Genomic DNA, 17,012 nt, shown 5'->3' on the forward strand with positions numbered 1-17,012 from the left:
GTTACTCAGGCGCGATGGGAGAAAATATCCGGGTCTTCGTAACCCATCATGTCCAGCCGTGCGCGCGTGGGCAGAAAATCATAGCATGCCTGTGCAAGATCGCGCCTGTTTTCACGCTCCAGCAGGGCGGCCAGCTTGTGCCACAGCGCATGCAGGTACAGCACGTCCGAAGCCGCATAGGCCAGTTGTTCGGGTTTGAGCTCAGGCGCGCCCCAGTCCGAACTCTGCTGCTGTTTGCTCAGGTCCACGCCCAGCAGGTCCCGGCACAGGACGGCCAACCCGTGTCGGTCCGTAAAGGTGCGGACCAGACGGGCCGCAATTTTGGTGCACACAACGGGGCTGACCGTAATACCCAGCGCATGTTGTAGAATACGCACATCAAACCGTGCGTAATGCATGATTTTGACGAGCGTGGGGTCTGCCAGAACACGCTTGAGGTTGGGGCAGTCATACCCCGTTCCTCCAAGGGAGGGTGGCATAAGCTGGACCAGATGGGCCGTGCCATCCCCGCTGGAAAGCTGAACAAGGCAGAGCCGGTCGCGGTGGGGGTTCAGGCCCATTGTCTCCGTATCCACGGCAACGGAGCCGGTAAAGCGCAGGCCATCGGGCAGGTCGTTCCTATACAGGGTAATGGCGCCCGCACATGGGCCCTGAACTGCGGACATGGGGCGCTCCCGTTCTGCTGTTGTGTCTAGGCTGCTTTGCATCAGACGGATTACAGCCGCATGGGGGGAATGTCCATTCCCCGCTATGCCCGGATCTGTGACAGACTAAAGATAAGCTCCTGCGCCGTTGTGGGGATAGGCGGACACCCCGCTCATGCGCTAGGGGAGAGGCAGAGTGACTCCAACCTGGAACCGTATTGTCCATGCAGAACCCCCGCAAAGCCGCACGCCCCGCACGCCGTTCCCGTTTATCCGCCCATGGTGGCGGTGGGCGCGATGGTACGGCCCCGGCGGGTAAATGCTGGCTGTTTGGCACACATGCCGTGGCGGCGGCTCTGGCCAACCCGCGCCGGGTGTACGAACGCCTGCTGGTGACCGAAGCCGAACACCCGGTGCTCGAAGAGGCCGCCCGTGCGGGTGGACGGGGTTTGCAGGTCCCCCCCGAACTGGTGCAGCGCGCAAGGCTGGATGACCTGCTGGGACCGGAGGCGGTACATCAGGGTGTGGCCCTGCTGGCGCAGATTCTGCCATCTCTCTCGCTGGAGGAGGCGCTGGAACGCCCCGGTCCTGTACTGGTGCTTGATCAGGTGACAGACCCGCGCAATGTTGGCGCCATCCTGCGCTCGGCGGCGGCTTTTGGGGCGGCCTGCATTGTGGTGCAGGACCGCAATGCCCCGGAGGAAACCGCCGTACTGGCCAAGGCCGCATCTGGCGCGCTGGAAACCGTACCTTTTGTGCGCGAGGTCAATCTGTCCCGCGCGATAGAAATGCTTCAAAAGGCAGGCTGCTGGACAGTGGGGCTGGATGCTGGTGGCACAATCCTGAATGGCGCGGGGTTTGACGGGCGGCGCGTGGCCCTTGTGCTGGGGGCCGAAGGGCGCGGCCTGCGCCGCTTAACGCGGGAAAGCTGTGATGAGATTGCGGGGCTGTACATGCCCGGTGAGATGGAAAGCCTGAATGTATCCGTTGCGGCAGCACTTGGACTTTACGAACTGGTGCGGCGCGGTATGCCCGCCGCGTAACAGCTGGCAGCAACAAAAAAGCCAACATAATACCCAATGTCGGCTCCACCCAGCCAGCGGGCAATGGGGCCGGTGTACAGGCTGCTGGTGGAGAACAGGCCAATGGTCAGGGCGGTGGTTATGGCAAATATGCTTGCTCCCCGCGTCCAGCCGCTGGGGGTGGGTCTTGGAGTACGGTCTGTGCAGTACCAGTCAGCCAGCACAATGCCGGTCCACGGTGCAATCCAGTACATGGTGACCATCAGGTAGTCGGTGTAGAACGTGGCATACCGTCCTGCACCGGCCACGGCCAGCATGTAGCCCAGTGTGGCTGTCAGTATGGCTGCGGCAGCGCGGGGTATATGCAACCCGGCGGAAATAAGGCTGTAGCTTGCCGTGTTGTCGTTGAACGAATTGCCGGTGATGGAAGACAGCGCAATGGCGGCCAGTGCAAATGTGCCCAGTGGGCCCAGTGTATGCTGGAGCGATGCAATGACCGCCGTGGGTGAGGCATCTGCCACGCTACCGGCTGAGATCAGCCCCAGAATCTGGAATGGAATGGCCGAAGCCAACAACCCGGCCAGCGCAAGCAGCACCACTTTTCTGGGGTTGGCGCTGGCAGGCAGGTAGCGCGTATAATCCGAAGAATAGGACGCCCAGGACAGATTGAAGCTGACCAGAACCCCCACTGCCAGCAAAAATGTGCTCACGCTGACGGAGTGATGAGTACCAAGGGGTGCCTGCCCGCGCAGGGCAAACACAATGCCGATGAACACAAAGGCCAGCAGCAGGAACGCGCCAAGATATTTCTGTAATGTCTGCACCACATGATGGCCGTAGATCGAAGCCAGCATCTGCACCCCGGCCAGTACGCCAAGGGCTGCCCAGAAGGGGGCATGCATGCCCCACACCAGAAGCAGCGCAATCAGGGCGGTGGCGGCGGGTACGTTGTTTACCGCGTCCCACCCCACGCAGTAAATCCAGTTCAGGAACGCGGGCAGACGCAGGCCCATCTGCCCCAGTGCGCGGCGTGATGCCTCCATTTGCGTCAGCCCGGTCACAGGGCCTATGGCTGCGGCCAGAGCTACGGGTAATGCGCCAATCAGGTTGCCCAGTATAACGGCGGCAACACCTGTTTTAAAATCCAGCCCCATGCTGACCAGCAGGGCGCCCGTAACCCAGCCCCCCAGACCCAGATTGGGGGCAAAATGGCTCCAGAATACGCGGTCCATCTGCATGGTTTTCAGGTATTCTGGCACAGGTTCGCGCACGGCGGCGGCGGACATGTCTTCCATTATGGCATGTCCGCGCAGGGGGGTGTTCTGCGTCATGTCTGGGAGGTTCTGCATTGGGCCGGGGCGGGGGGTGGGGTCAACTCAGGTCGGGTTCGGGCATGCTGCCGGGGGCTCCGGCAGGCTGGCTGTTATAGTTGGCTTCTGCCAGTGTTATGGGTAACAGGTCCATAAGGCGTGCGCCAGCTGCCAGCCAGAGCGGAAAGGTAATGCGCCGCTCATTACGGGCAAGCCCGCGCAGAATGCGCCGACATGCACTGTCAACATCGGTCAGCCCCGGCATGGGAAAAGTGTTGCGCGCCACCATGGGCGTATCCACAAAGCCGCAGACAACTGAACTGAGCAGGATACCCGCCTTTCTGGCGTTGCCCCCGGTTGCCACCATAAACCGGTCCACCGCCGCCTTGGCCGCACTGTAAGATGGGGTGCCGGGGAAGGAGACAAGCCCGGCTACGGAGGAAATGGCGCAGATATGTCCGCGCAGGCCATCTGCGGTACGGGGCCGGCTTTGCATCAGTTCCAGTGCGGGGAGCACGGTATTGAGTACGCCGGTCAGGTCGGTTGCAAAAATCCGGCGGATCTGGGCCTGTGGTTCGGTGGGGGCATTATCCGGGCCTGCGGGTTTGCGTGTGCCCCCGGTAATGCCCGCGCAGGCCAGAACCATGTCTAGCCCGCCTGTACCATGTATCCATTGCGCCATGGCCGCAGCATCTGTGACATCACATATGTTCAGGTGCACGGTAGCGCCACGGCTTATGCAGTTTTGTGCGGTTTCTTCCAGCCGTGCCGTGTTGCGCCCGCCCAGCCAGAGTGTGCGGCCAGGGCGGGCCAGGGTCTGGGCCAGTGCGCGTCCCAGACCGGAGGAGCCGCCGGTTATGAGAACGGTATTGTGTTGCATGGCAAAATCCGCCTTCCGTGTGGCATAGAGCGCGGTGGCGCAGGATGGCCGCTTCTGGCATGAAGGGGCAAGAGCGTAAGTTTGAACAGTCAGGGTGTGAAAAGAGCAGTATGGCGCACAATGGAACGGCTCATCCGGGTCAGGCAATGCGGCGGGGTGTATGTCTTGTTATTTCCGCTCCTTCGGGTGCTGGCAAGTCAACTATCGCCAACGCGCTGCGTGCGTCGGACACAAAACTGAAGCATTCTGTGTCCGTGACCACACGCCAGCCCCGGCCGGGAGAAAAAGAGGGCGTGCATTACTTTTTCCGGACCATGGAGCAGTTTGAGGCCATGGCTGAGGCGGGTGAACTGCTGGAATGGGCCATTGTGTTTGGTCGGGGCTACGGCACGCCCCGCGCGCCGGTGGAGCAGGCTCTTGCCGCAGGTCATGACATGGTGTTCGACATAGACTGGCAGGGGCACCGGCAGATACGTGCGGCCCTGCCGGGAGATGTGATCAGCCTGTTTGTGCTCCCGCCCTCCCTGGAGGAACTGGAACGTCGGCTCAAGGGCCGGGGTTCCGATCATCCGGACGAAATTGCCCGGCGCATGGCTGCCGCGCGGGATGAAATTTCGCACTGGCAGGAGTTTGATAATGTTGTCATCAACACAGAGCTGGACCGGGCTGTGGCCGAAGTGCGCTCCGTGCTGGTGGCAGGTCGCCTGTTAACGCGCAGGCAGACCGGGCTTGCCGGTTTTGTGGCAACCTTTGGTGCCTGAAACGCGTCCTTGCCCCGCGGCATATGCCAGACCCGCACCTGTAACAGGCCGTTAATGTGAGCATGACAACACAGACCGACAAACCAAAGGAAGATGGCCTGCTAGGGCTGACCCTGCGCCAGCCTCCGGCCAATATTGAGGCCGAGCAGGCTTTGCTGGGCGCATTGCTGACCAATAACCGGGCGTATGACCGGGTATCCGACTTTCTGGCCGGTGAGCATTTTGCCAACCGCGTCAACGGGCAGTTATATGCAGCCATTGCCCGCAGGATAGAAAACGGGCAACTGGCCGACCCGGTCACCATGCGCGCGGAGCTGGAAAACTCCGGCATGCTCGATAACGTGGGCGGCATGGCCTATCTTGCCAAACTGCTGACCTCCATGGTCGGGATTATTAACGCCGGGGATTATGGGCGCGCTATCCATGATGCGTGGATTCGCCGCCAGTTGATCGATATCGGCGAAAATGTTGTTAACAGCGCCTTTGGAGCCACGGGGGACCTGTCCGGCCCCGACCAGATTGAGGCGGGGGAAGAAGCCCTGTTCAAACTGGCGACCGAAAAAGGGAAGGAAGGCGATTTTGTCGCCTTTAACAAGGCTCTTACAGGTGCGATCAACGTGGCGGCTCTCGCCTTCCAGAGCGAAGGGCACGTTACGGGCCTGACATCGGGCCTGCGGGATCTGGATAAAAAGACCGGTGGGCTGCATCCTTCCGACCTGCTTATTCTGGCCGGGCGTCCGGCTATGGGCAAAACGGCGCTGGCGACCAAGGTTGCCTTTTCCGCCGCACGGTCGCTGATGGACGAGGCCGAGGAAAAAGGGGGTAGGCCCAAAGGGTCTGTTGCCATTTTTTCGCTCGAAATGTCGGCCGAACAGTTGGCTACACGTATTTTGTCCGAACAGGCCGAGGTATCGGGCGAGCGTATCCGCCGGGGTGATATCGGACAAAAGGAGTTTGACCGGTTTGTGCGGGTCAGCCACGAACTTTCCCGCCTGCCGCTGCTGATTGATGATACGCCTGCAATTTCTCTGTCGGCCATGCGTACACGCTGTCGCCGCCTCAAACGCACGCAGGGGCTGAGCCTGATTGTGGTGGATTACCTCCAGCTCATGCGCCCTTCCGTTGGTACCCGCCCCGAAAGCCGCGTGCTCGAAATTTCCATGATCACGCAGGGCCTCAAGGCTATTGCCAAGGAACTGGAAGTGCCAGTTATTGCGCTGTCCCAGCTCTCCCGTCAGGTGGAAAGCCGTGAGGACAAGCGGCCTATGCTGTCTGACCTGCGTGAATCCGGCTCCATTGAGCAGGACGCCGATGCGGTGATGTTCGTCTATCGTGATGAATATTACCTGCAACAGCGCATGCCCAAGGAAACAGCCTATGATTCCATGGACAAATACGCAGTGGCCATGGACGAATGGCAACGCAAGATGGGGCTGGTCCATAACAAGGCCGAACTGATTCTGGAAAAACAGCGCCATGGGCCAACAGGCACCATCAATCTGTTCTTTGAAGGCGAATACACACGTTTTGCGGACCTGGATAATATTCACGAACAGTAATGTCAGGCTCTGTTTGGCAGGTATGACTGGTGCGTCAAAAGCCCGGCTCCCATTAGGGGGCCGGGCTTTTTGCTGCGGGTTTCTGATAAAAAGCGCAGAAGTGCCGCGGCTGCGCGCCACAAAGTCGGGTATGGGCTCGGATTTAGGGTGCGCGCACGGTCTGGCGGAATGTGACGGGGATCTCGTTTTCCTGAAAAGCCTGCCAGATTGCAAACAGGGCGCTGCTGCGGGCAGTTTTGATTTCCACCCCATCGCGCGCTTTGGCCGAGCCGGTCAGCACGGCCGAACCATCGGCGACAGATGTCATGCTTACGGTCGGGGGGCTGTCTGGGTCGGTATCGGCGCAGGCGCTCAGGGTGGCAATGACCACGCTGCTGGCCTTGTTCAGGTCCGAGGCAAATGGCAGGTCCAGTTCCACGGTAAACACGCCGGGCTTTTGTGCCCGCGTGGCGTTTTTGACCGCCGAAGTAATAAACTGCGAGTTCGGGACAATCATGGTGGATTTGTCATCCAGCCTTATGTCCGTGGAGCGCACGCTAATGCGTTCCACCTTGCCGGTAACCCCTGCAATAGTCACCACATCCCCAACAGATACAGGGCGTTCGGCCATAAGGATAATGCCCGATACAAAATTCTGCACAATGGATTGCAGGCCAAAACCAATCCCCACAGACAGGGCGCTGACAACCCATGTCATGCTTTTGACCGTAACCCCGAGGGCGGCAAACATGGCCAGCCCGATCAGAATCCATGCGGCATAACTCAGTATGCTCAGGATGGAAGCCTGCGCACCTATATCCAGATTGGTGGCAGGGAAAAACCTTTGCTGGAACCACGATTTAACAATTTTGATGGCCTGATACCCGAGCAGAGGCAAGGCAATGCAGAGCAGAATGGCATCGAGTGAAACAGAAGACGTATTGCTGTCTTCCGTGCCGTGGAAGAGGGAGTAAAGCTGCCGCCATATCTGGGGAGGGTCAAAATTGGCACCCGATGTAGCTACCGCATAGGCCACGGCCAGCAGGAGCACGTTGATCAGGCCGGGGATAAGAATACTGGCCTGGTTAATCAGGCGTGGTGGCAGCCCCAGTTCCACCAGGTGGCGACCCAACGGTGCGCGGGAGGCAAACAGAGTTCCCCCAACGGCGGTTGTGAGCATGGATGCCAGCAAAAGCGCGGTCATGCTCAGGGCCATCACACTGACCCATGAGATCAGGGTATAGGCAAGGGGAATATACCCCGAGAGCACCGCAATCCAGCAGATGATGGAAATGCCCATGGCCATGCTGCGCAGGAACTGCGCCAGTGGTGGGGTCTGCTCCGTTCCGCCTGGCTCGGCCTCTTCGTCCTGATCCTGTGCGGCTGTTGTGCGCAGCTTACGTGGAATGGCGAACAGGAGCGGGCTGACCGCAAGGGTATAAAGGCCATCCATAAGCTGTACGCTCAGCAGGGAAAGTCCGCTTTGCGTATCCACATAGCGCAGGATGCCTCGCACGATCATGGCAATGGCCAGCCATGCGGGGAACAGGCGCAGGCTGCGTGCCAGATCGTCCGACATGTTGAAAACACGCCATTCTGCTTTGCTGCTTAAAAAACAGAACCCAAGCTCCAGCACCAGCCCGCACAGGGGGGCCTGTGTGGCGACCATGCTGGCAAGCTGCGCCAGATCATCCCCCACGGCGGGGTTGTCAAACGCCAGCGTGTTCCAGAAAACCTGAAAGGAAATGGCACAGGCCAGTACGCTGACCGCCCCGCACAGAACCGTTGCGGCAATGGGGCGCACGCGGCCCGTGGGCAAAAAACGGCTACAGAGCAGGCGTATCGGCTTGCGTGCGTTCAGCCATCCGATCAGCAGCAGGATGGATGCGCACAGACCCGCCAGTGTTATAAAAACACGTTTGCCAGTCAGGGCTGTTGCCAGCATGGCAAGGGTTTCGGCTCCAAGTGCATTCAGCCTGCGGCCATCCTGCGGCGCGCTTTGCACAAACTGCGACCAGAAATTGACCCCAAGGGGGGAGGGCATCTGCTGCCATAGCGTGGCCTGCTGGATGGCGCTGTCATGCTGACGCAGTTCGTTGACGAGCTGTTGCGCTTCGAGCTGATAAAGCCTGAGCCGGGTCATCCGCGCGGAAATATCTTTTTGCCGCCTGCTCAGGCTTGCGCGCTGTTCGGTAATGGATGCGGCTTCGGGTGGGTCATCCTTGCCGGGGGGCTTTCCCAGAATATCCACAAAGTTCTGATAAACGTCCTGATACGGCTTGATCCGCGCCATCAGCCTGTCTGTCCGGGTGGAAACAGCCATCGCGCGCTGGAGCAGCGTGCTCAGGTCCAGCGCACTGTGCCCCGCCTGCTGTTCCGTTACGCCACTTGTGTAGATCGAGCGGATTTCTGCCCCGAGTTCATCAAGTGTTTTGTCAGAAACAATATCCTGTGCGCCCATGATCAGGGGCGTGAGCGTACTCGCTGCCGCTACGGGCTGGTCGGTATTCTGCGCATCAGCCGGAACGGACAGCCCAGACAGGGAAAAGAGGAAGAGCGAGAGTAAAAAAACTACGCGGACAGGTATACGAAGCATCAGGCAACCTTGCGCCGTGGAGAGAGAACATTACGGCTTCAAACGATCAGGGCGGATAACAGGTTGCATGCCACCATGGCGCAAAGCCGGAGCGCTTTATACCATGACCGGATTAATGTGAGAAAAATTTATCAGTTTTTAAAAACCGCCTTGTCAGCCACCACCATGTGGCTGCACTGCGGGGTGTAGCCCGCAGCCTGACGCACCGCCTGAGCTGGCCTGTGTTTTCTTCGGTGTTTTACCCGCGCGTGTTAGGTGTCGCTGCTGCTCAGGTGGTCATGGTACCCTAAGGGTTCCCACTGTGCGGGTTTGGTCAGTTGGCGCGGAGGGTGGTGGAACATTCCACAGGCGGAAAGTCCAAGCGCGCATGCCAGCAGCAGAACCGCACGTTTCATATGTGTCTTTCTCCACAGATGGATATGAGTGTCTCTATCTCATTCCCGCCTGCCATGGGCAAGGCAATTAGAATACCGTTAAAACCGTTATCGTCTCAATTCCATGGTGATCGGACCCTGGCGGCGGCCGTGGGTAAACTGGTCCACATAGTCGTTGCCGCTCTGCATGAGCGATGCCGCAGCTCCCTGCCAGACCAGCTTGCCCCTATAGAGCATGGCGGCTTCATCCCCGATCCTCTGGGCGGAGGCCATGTCATGCGTAATGGCAATGGCAGTGGAGCCGAGTTTTTTAACGCAATCCACAATCAGTCCGTCAATGACAGCGCCCATAATCGGGTCCAGTCCGGTTGTGGGTTCATCAAAAAACAGAATGTCGGGCTGGGCTGCAATGGCGCGCGCCAGCCCTACGCGTTTTTGCATGCCGCCAGACAGTTCGGAAGGGAAGAGGTCCCCTACGGAAGGAGCCAGCCCGACCTGTTCCAGAATAGCTCCAGCCTTGTCCCGCGCGTCTGTGCGGGCCAGTTTGTTGAGCGCAAGCAGGCCAAAGGTCACGTTTTCCCATACGGGCAGGCTATCAAACAGCGCACCGTTCTGGAACAGCATGCCAATTTCGCTGCGGAGCTGGTCGCGCCGTTTGGCAGGCGCTGCCAGTACGTCCTCGCCATCAATTTCAATACTGCCCGAATCCGGGGTCATCAGGCCCAGAATGCAGCGGAGCAGCACGGACTTGCCAGACCCTGACCCGCCAATAATGACAAACGACGTTCCTGGCGGCACATCAAGCGAAATGCCATCAAGCACCTTTTTGTCCCCGAAGGATTTGTGCAGATCCCGGATACGGATTTTGGGGGGAGCACTGGTCATGCTCTGGTCCATGGCTGCGGCACTCATTGTGAGAAAAACAGGTCTGTAATCAGGTAGTCAAAGGCCAGAAGCAGAATGGATGCCACCACAACGGCCGATGTGGTGGCGGAGCCTACGCCTTCTGCCCCGCCCTTGCTGTTATAGCCATAATAGCAGCCCATGAGCGTGATAAGGAACCCGAACAGCGTGGCCTTGACCAGCCCCACCGTAACGTCCATGGCCTTAACCGAGTTAAGCGTTGCCGTAATGTAGGCCGTGGGAGAAAATCCAAGTTTGACCACGGCAACCGTAAAGCCACCGGCCACACCCAGTACGTCCGCCACCAGAACCAGCAGGGGCAGGGCGATCATGCCAGCAAGCAGGCGCGGAGCGACCAGATACTTCATGGGGTTGGTGGAGAGTGTGCTCAGCGCATCAATCTGGTCGGTTACGCGCATGGTACCGATTTGGGCGGCCATGGCGGCCCCTACGCGGCCTGCTACCATAAGGCCTGCCAGCACTGGCCCAAGTTCGCGGGTTACGGCCAGCACCACAATACCGGCAATGGCGCTCTGGGCATGGTACTGTGCGAAACCCGTATAGGATTGCAGCGCAATAACCCCGCCCGAGAACAGGGCCGTCAGCGCGACAACCGGCAGGGAGAAAAACCCGGTTTCCAGAAACGTGCGTACAAACACACGCCCGTAGAACGGTGGCCGCAGAATGTGGGACAACCCGGCCAGCGCAAAAAGCGCCAGAGCGCCCGCACTGCGGATAAGCGAAAGTGTGGCGCGGCCTGTGCGGGCCACAAGATCAAGCACCATATCCATGAGTTCGGGCTGTCTGTTCCTGTTGTGTGTGGTCTGGGTCTGCTGTGGTGTGAGCCGTAACCCGTTCGGGCCGGGTTCGTCAAAGCATGGTTTTGTTTTGTCGGCCCGGAAGAGTTTGATGCGTTATGGCGTGGGGTGGGGTACGGCCTGCGCCGGGGCTTGAGTTTGTTCTTGTTTTATTCCATTCATAATGCTCCAGCAGGGTAGGAACAGGGGGAGTTTCCGTGGCCAAAAAAACGTCCCGCCAGTATGTGTGTAAAGCGTGCGGCGCTGTTCATGCCAAGTGGGCAGGCCAGTGTGATGCCTGCCAGGAATGGAATACGCTGGAAGAAATGGCCGTGGAGCCTCTGGCGGCCTCGTCGGCCTCAACCCGCGCAGGCAAGAGGCGGCGTGTGCAGCTGCATGGACTGGGGGGCAAGGTGGAACTTCCTCCCCGCACGGGCACGGGTCTTGCGGAACTGGACCGGGTGCTGGGCGGAGGACTGGTTCCGGCCTCTGTCGTGCTGGTTGGGGGGGACCCGGGTATTGGCAAATCCACCCTTCTGTTGCAGGCGGCCAGCCGTCTGGCGGGCCGGGGGGAGCGGGTTCTCTATATTTCGGGGGAAGAGGCGGTGGACCAGATCCGCCTGCGTGCCATCCGTCTGGGGGTTGTGGAATCCAGTCTGGATCTGGCGGCCTCCATTAACGTTGCGGATATTGTGGCAACGCTTGAGGCAGAGGCGGACGTCAAGGTGGTGGTGATAGATTCCATCCAGACCATGTGGCTGGAATCGGTGGATAGTGCGCCAGGAACGGTCTCGCAGGTACGGTCCTGTGCGTTTGAGCTGATCAGGGCTGCCAAGCGCCGGGGGTTCAGCCTTATTCTGGTTGGGCATGTGACCAAGGAGGGCGCGCTGGCTGGCCCGCGTGTGCTGGAGCACATGGTGGATGCGGTCATGTATTTTGAAGGTGACCGGGGGCACCAGTTCCGTATTCTGCGCGCTGCCAAAAACCGCTACGGCGCTACGGATGAGATTGGCGTATTCGCCATGACAGACCGTGGATTGGAAGAGGTCAGCAACCCTTCTGCCCTGTTTCTGGCCGAGCGACGGGGCAATATTGCCGGTTCTGCCGTATTTGCGGGGCTGGAGGGGTCGCGCCCCGTTCTGCTGGAAGTGCAGGCGCTGCTCTCCCCCAAAGGGGGGGATGGAGCGCCGCGCCGCGCCGTTGTGGGGTGGGATAGCGGACGTTTGGCCATGCTGCTGGCGGTGCTGGAAACACGCTGCGGGCTCAAGCTGTCCGGTATGGATGTTTACCTTAACGTGGCTGGCGGGCTCAGGGTGGTTGAGCCTGCGGCGGATCTGGCTGTGGCGGCGGCTCTGGTTTCTGCCGCCAGTGGTGCGCCCACAAGCCCCGGTGCCGTGTATTTTGGAGAAGTCGGGTTGTCGGGGGAGGTCAGGCAGGTGTCACAGGCGGATGCGCGGCTCAAGGAAGCCGCCAAACTGGGCTTTACGCAGGCTGTTCTGCCACGCCGCATAGCACGGGGGAGCGCGCGCTCCCGCCCGCCGGAGGGGATGGACCTGCTTGAACTGGGCCATATTTCCGATCTGGTTGGCCCGGATGTGGCGGCGGAATAATTCCGCACGGCATTGCAAGTCGTGTTGGAGCGCGCTATAAGCCGCCCACGCGCTATGCGGATGTAGTTCAATGGTAGAACGGCAGCTTCCCAAGCTGCATACGGGGGTTCGATTCCCCTCATCCGCTCCATGCGTGGTTTCTCCTTGGATTTTTAATAAAAAATTATTTCAGCCTGTCCCATATCTGCCGCCGAGCATGTTGGGCCGAAGTGGCTGTGCGTCTGCATTCTATCCGCAATACGCCGGGGCGACGGGCCATGTTTGATGTATCCGTTAAAATATATTGAACCGGGCTGGTTAACAGGGGTTGAATTGATTGCGATGTATATTATTTCGTTTTCGGTATATTAAGGCTGTTTTTCAGTATGGACCGTAAAAGAAACGAAATAAAATTATACCATTACTTGTATCTGTGTGGATGTGATTTCAAGAATACATAAATACGGATAAGACGTATTTTTTCTTATATCATCTTGAATATATTATAGGATGATGCGATCATTATATATAATTGCTTTGCCCGGATTGTGGGTGTGCGGGTTCTGTAGCTTATTTTCAAGGGGAGTGCTTCTTGGCGTGACTGGTCTGCTGCAAACACCCAAAAATCATGCTGGTCTGTTTTGTTACGATTCCGGCCATGCTGCGGGGGCTGGGCTTTCTGGTGCAGTCAGGTTTGGCGTTTGTTCCCTGCTGCTTTGCATGTTGGGTGAGATCACGCCCGCGCAGGCGGAGCAGACGCTTGTCTCGGTCAGTGGCGTGACCATTCAGAGCGGGCTGGATATTGGGGGATCCGCGTTCCATCTCCCCCATACCAATTTTGGCGGTGGTTCCTATGCGCCTCAGGCATCGGGTGGGTACACCCGCCATGCCAACACGACTTACGGCGAACTGTATGGCAAACCCATGCTTAAAGGGGAATGGAAGACCGACTGGGGGTTTGACATCATAGGCAGTGCCTCAGCCATTGGTGCAACCACTCTGGGGGATGGGGATGCCGAGCAGGTTTCGCAAACATCGGGCACCCCCCGCTCGGTCTATCTGGAAGAAGCCTATGCCGGGGTACGGGTGCCGGTTCGTCTGGCGGGGGGGCATCAGGTCTTTACCGTTCAGGGCGGGCGTCAGGCTTTTGCGGTGGATGACGGATTTTTGATCGGCAAGGGTACCTATAGTTCAGGCGAGCGCGGGGCATGGTGGTACGCGCCACGTTTTGCCTTTTCCGGTCCGGGTGTGGTCAAGCTGGAGGGGGACCCCCTCCGCGCCGATGTGTTCATGCTTGAGAGCAATTCGGATAATGATATTGACCGGGGCTTTGACCGGCCAAAAACCAGTTTTGTCGGGTTTGACGTAACATGGTTTGCCAACAAGGCGGGTGGTCACGGGGCATCGGTTTATGCTGACCGCGCCGCCTATGTGACACTCACTTATTTTCATGTGCGTGATGCCGATATATCCGCCCATTATGATTATTCAACCCGTGCCGACCGGAATGGCATGAATGTGGCCGCCCTGAGCTGGGGGGGGACGGTGTTACCGCTCAAGGCTATGGATATATCCAAAAACTTTACGTTCTATGGCAATTTTGTTTCGGAGCAGAACAGCCATCCGGGTAACGGGTATAAGGGGGTTTCGGCTTACGGGATGTATTTTGAGCCGGGCTATACGTTTTCCATGCTGCCATGGACCCCGCATGTTTTTTACCGTTACACCCGTCTGGGTGGCGGTAAAAATGCCAGGGGGGGCGTCAAGCACAACTACGATACGTTCTTTTTGTATGATGGTAAGCGCTACACCTATGGCGGCTACTGGCCGGGTGAAATTGTGGGCATGTATCTGGCTCCTCTTTCCGACCTGGAAGACCATCAGATTGATCTGACTGTTGTGCCTTCCGTGCATCTGATTCGTCCGGGCGATCAGGTCAAGCTCGGTCTGCATTTTTATGATCTGTCGCTTATCCATGTCTCGGGTATGGGGCTTAAAAATACCGGTCGTCACGTGTCCGATGAGCTTGATGCCTCTGTTGAATACACGCTGGACGAAAACACATCCGCCGCTCTGGCTGGCGGGGCGGCCTTTGCCGGACCGGCAGGGCGGGCCCTGTCAAAAGCCGGGGTACCGGGGAACCAGCCCATGCCCAGAATTGGCCACCACGCCGGGGTGATCGAGGCATATTTTTACAAGCACTTTTAAGGGGCATTTCCCAGTTTATTCCTCTTGAGTTATGAATGCAGCAAGCTAACAAGAATAAAGGACCCCTCCATGGCTGAGCAGAATACCAAGCGCGTCATTAAACCTGCCACCGGGCTACGGAGCCGCCACATCGCCATGATTGCACTGGGTGGGACCATTGGTGCGGGTCTGTTCGTGGGGAGCGGGGCTGCAATTCAGGCGACAGGCCCTGCGGTTCTGCTGGCTTTTGTCATGGTAGGGCTACTGGTCATTCTGGTCATGCGCATGTTGGGCGAGATGGTGGTGGCAGACCCCGGTCGTGGTTCATTTGTGGAATACATCCGTGCCGCACACGGGGACAGGCTCGGGTTTACCTCGGGCTGGCTTTACTGGTTTTTCTGGGTTGTGGTGCTGGGGAGCGAGGCCATAGCCGGAGCAATTTTGATTCAGGACTGGATTCACCTGCCAATATGGATGTTGTCCATCGGGCTGATCTTGCTGCTTAAGCTGGTCAACTTTGCCGCCCCGCGCGTGTTTGGGGAATGCGAGTTCTGGCTTTCTGCGGTTAAGGTGTTCAGTATTCTGGCTTTTGTGGCAGTTGGCGCGCTGTATGTGGCGCATGTTTTTGGCCCCGGCGTACCGGCCTGGCATAATCTTGTGGGGCATGGTGGCCTTATGCCGCACGGCATCGTGGCGGTGCTGTCCATTATTCCTACCATCCTGTTCACCATGATGGGGTCGGAAATTGCAACGGTTGCCGCTGGCGAATCTCCTGAGCCGGACAAAAATGTGGCGCGGGTCACACGGAGCCTTGGCACGCGTGTGACCCTGTTCTATCTGGCCTCAGTCGCCATGATCCTGCTTGTTGTGCCGTGGAGCAGCATTGTGGCCGGGCGTTCCCCCTTTGTCACCGCTATGGACACAATGGGGATTCCGGGCGCGGGCATGATGATGCGCATTGTGGTGCTGAGCGCCATTCTCTCCTGCCTTAACTCCGCCATGTATATTACCTCGCGCGTGCTGACCGAACTTGCGGCACAAGGTGATGCTCCGGCGTTTCTGACCCGTCGCTCGGTCAGCTCCGCACCAAGACTTGCCATTATGGTCAGCAGCATTGCGGGAACTCTGGTGGCGTTTTCCTCCATTCTGGCGCCGCAGACCATTTTTGCCTTTCTGCTTAGCTGTAGTGGTGGGGTGATCCTGCTGATCTACAGCCTGATTGTCACAGCTTACATCACCACCCGTTTTGCAGCCCGCCGCAACGGCACGGAAAAAGGGAATTACACGCTGTTCCTGTTCCCGCTGTGTAATTACGCAACCCTTGCCGGTGTGGTGCTGGTGTTTGTTGCCATGCTGATCAACCCCGAAGAGCGTATGACCGCTCTGGCAACCCTGGGCACATCGGTGGTCTGCTACGGTCTGGCGTCCTATTTTGCCATGCAGAACAAACAGACAATCTGATTTTGGATTATGCTCCGTAAACCAGAAAGCCCCGCTATTATCTGGCGGGGCTTTCTGGTTCTGTCAGTGCCGGGGGTAGGCCCGTAATGCGACAGGTTTTTACGGAATGCTCATCCGGTCCAGATGGAAGGCCAGCGGGTGCTTGCGCAGCAGGAGCAGACCACCCGCTACAACAATGGTGCCACCAGCCAGTGCAATGCCTAAAGAGACACTTCTGCCAGAAACCAGCGTGCCAATGGCCGCTCCCACAAACAGGCTTGAAATAGCAGCCGCACGGCGCAGGGTGCCAGAGCTGCTTCCCCCGGCGGCGGAGCTGTTATGGGCAAGCCCATGCAAGACCATGGTTGCGGCGGGTAAAACCATATCAGGTAGTTTGGCGTGTCGTGTGGCTGATGTCTGCAACCCCATGGCGCAGGAGAGCAACGCCAGAGTTATGTAAATATCGCCTGGAATATTGGTCGACCATATCCACGCGGCAAGGCCGACTATAGCGCCCACGCCAAGCAGAATATCCCCCACAATGGTCCGTATGCTCTGCTGGCGGCGCACAAGCCGCCCCCCGAGCGTGGCACCCAGAAAATAAAAACCGATGGCTTCCAGCCCCGAGAGCACAATGGTCTGGGATGTTGCGATGTTGACCGCCATCAGAATAATGGTTGCGGTCATGTAACCCGCAAAAATCTTGAGATGCAGCAAAGAAATGGCGTCCAGCATGCCCATGGCCATGGTAACAAGTAAAATGGCAATGACCAGTTTGGCATCATGCCCTGCGCGGGTTGTCATTGTATCTCCTGATAACATGAAAAAGGAAAAACGGTGACCCGGCGGTATACGTCGCGGGCTATGGGGCATGTTGTAACACTTCTGGCGGTCACGGAAAAATGATCTTAGGGGGATGGTGCCATGCTCCGCAGCGCGGCACGGGCATAATGGGCTGAACAAAAAAGGCC

14 protein-coding genes and 1 tRNA gene are annotated in these 17,012 nt (G+C 58.5%); 8 read left to right on the forward strand and 7 right to left on the reverse strand.

Features of this window, described 5'->3' with window-relative positions; translation table 11 throughout:
- Nucleotides 1–5: 5 nt before the first annotated feature.
- Nucleotides 6–665 (reverse strand): ribonuclease D, encoded by a 660-nt coding sequence (locus tag PY793_RS00505; RefSeq protein ID WP_275176186.1) that lies wholly within the window; start codon nt 663–665, stop codon nt 6–8.
- Between the two features lie 203 nt (nt 666–868).
- On the opposite strand from PY793_RS00505, the gene rlmB reads away from it, so the two are divergent.
- The gene (rlmB, locus tag PY793_RS00510; protein ID WP_275176187.1) at nt 869–1,687 is read left to right on the forward strand and encodes a 23S rRNA (guanosine(2251)-2'-O)-methyltransferase RlmB; all 819 of its coding nucleotides are present in this window, start codon (nt 869–871) and stop codon (nt 1,685–1,687) included.
- Here the strand turns inward: rlmB and PY793_RS00515 are convergent.
- Complete coding sequence (locus PY793_RS00515) at nt 1,651–2,997, reverse strand: purine-cytosine permease family protein (protein WP_275176188.1); 1,347 nt, start codon at nt 2,995–2,997, stop codon at nt 1,651–1,653. The genes rlmB and PY793_RS00515 overlap by 37 nt on opposite strands.
- Before the next feature lie 40 nt (nt 2,998–3,037).
- Nucleotides 3,038–3,856 (reverse strand): SDR family NAD(P)-dependent oxidoreductase, encoded by an 819-nt coding sequence (locus tag PY793_RS00520; RefSeq protein WP_275176189.1) that lies wholly within the window; start codon nt 3,854–3,856, stop codon nt 3,038–3,040.
- Nucleotides 3,857–3,966: 110 nt separating this feature from the next.
- On the opposite strand from PY793_RS00520, the gene gmk reads away from it, so the two are divergent.
- Together gmk and PY793_RS00530 are read left to right on the forward strand one after the other, a co-directional pair.
- On the forward strand, nt 3,967–4,617 hold the full coding sequence (gene gmk / locus PY793_RS00525) for a guanylate kinase (protein WP_275176660.1): 651 nt from the start codon (nt 3,967–3,969) through the stop codon (nt 4,615–4,617).
- 62 nt (nt 4,618–4,679) lie between these two features.
- Complete coding sequence (locus PY793_RS00530; RefSeq protein WP_275176661.1) at nt 4,680–6,176, forward strand: replicative DNA helicase; 1,497 nt, start codon at nt 4,680–4,682, stop codon at nt 6,174–6,176.
- A gap of 142 nt (nt 6,177–6,318) precedes the next feature.
- Here the strand turns inward: PY793_RS00530 and PY793_RS00535 are convergent, their stop codons facing one another.
- From PY793_RS00535 to PY793_RS00545, 3 genes are all read right to left on the reverse strand, one after another.
- Nucleotides 6,319–8,751: a DUF3772 domain-containing protein gene (locus PY793_RS00535; protein ID WP_275176190.1), complete on the reverse strand. Its 2,433-nt coding sequence runs from the start codon at nt 8,749–8,751 to the stop codon at nt 6,319–6,321.
- Between the two features lie 482 nt (nt 8,752–9,233).
- Nucleotides 9,234–10,022, reverse strand: a complete 789-nt coding sequence (locus tag PY793_RS00540) for an ABC transporter ATP-binding protein (protein ID WP_275176662.1) — start codon at nt 10,020–10,022, stop codon at nt 9,234–9,236.
- An 11-nt stretch (nt 10,023–10,033) separates the two neighbouring features.
- Nucleotides 10,034–10,819 carry an MlaE family ABC transporter permease gene (locus tag PY793_RS00545; protein WP_275176191.1) on the reverse strand — a complete coding sequence of 262 codons (786 nt, stop codon included), beginning with the start codon at nt 10,817–10,819 and terminating at the stop codon, nt 10,034–10,036.
- Here PY793_RS00545 and PY793_RS00550 point away from each other — a divergent pair.
- The 5 genes from PY793_RS00550 to PY793_RS00570 all read left to right on the forward strand — a co-directional run bounded on the left by PY793_RS00550 (nt 10,818) and on the right by PY793_RS00570 (nt 16,062).
- The gene (locus PY793_RS00550; protein WP_275176192.1) at nt 10,818–10,982 is read left to right on the forward strand and encodes a hypothetical protein; all 165 of its coding nucleotides are present in this window, start codon (nt 10,818–10,820) and stop codon (nt 10,980–10,982) included. The two genes, PY793_RS00545 and PY793_RS00550, sit on opposite strands and share 2 nt — an antisense overlap.
- Before the next feature lie 61 nt (nt 10,983–11,043).
- Nucleotides 11,044–12,435, forward strand: a complete 1,392-nt coding sequence (gene radA / locus PY793_RS00555; protein WP_275176193.1) for a DNA repair protein RadA — start codon at nt 11,044–11,046, stop codon at nt 12,433–12,435.
- 56 nt (nt 12,436–12,491) lie between these two features.
- A tRNA-Gly gene (locus PY793_RS00560) sits at nt 12,492–12,565 on the forward strand.
- A gap of 569 nt (nt 12,566–13,134) precedes the next feature.
- Nucleotides 13,135–14,622: a hypothetical protein gene (locus PY793_RS00565; protein ID WP_342803902.1), complete on the forward strand. Its 1,488-nt coding sequence runs from the start codon at nt 13,135–13,137 to the stop codon at nt 14,620–14,622.
- Between the two features lie 69 nt (nt 14,623–14,691).
- Complete coding sequence (locus PY793_RS00570) at nt 14,692–16,062, forward strand: amino acid permease (protein WP_275176195.1); 1,371 nt, start codon at nt 14,692–14,694, stop codon at nt 16,060–16,062.
- Nucleotides 16,063–16,161: 99 nt separating this feature from the next.
- Here the strand turns inward: PY793_RS00570 and PY793_RS00575 are convergent, their stop codons facing one another.
- A complete protein-coding gene (locus tag PY793_RS00575) occupies nt 16,162–16,845 on the reverse strand; it encodes a YoaK family protein (RefSeq protein ID WP_275176196.1) in 684 nt (227 codons plus the stop codon).
- Between the last annotated feature and the right edge of the window lie 167 nt (nt 16,846–17,012).

It is taken from the genome of Acetobacter fabarum, from assembly GCF_029069195.1.
Taxonomy (GTDB): Bacteria; Pseudomonadota; Alphaproteobacteria; order Acetobacterales; family Acetobacteraceae; genus Acetobacter; species Acetobacter fabarum_A.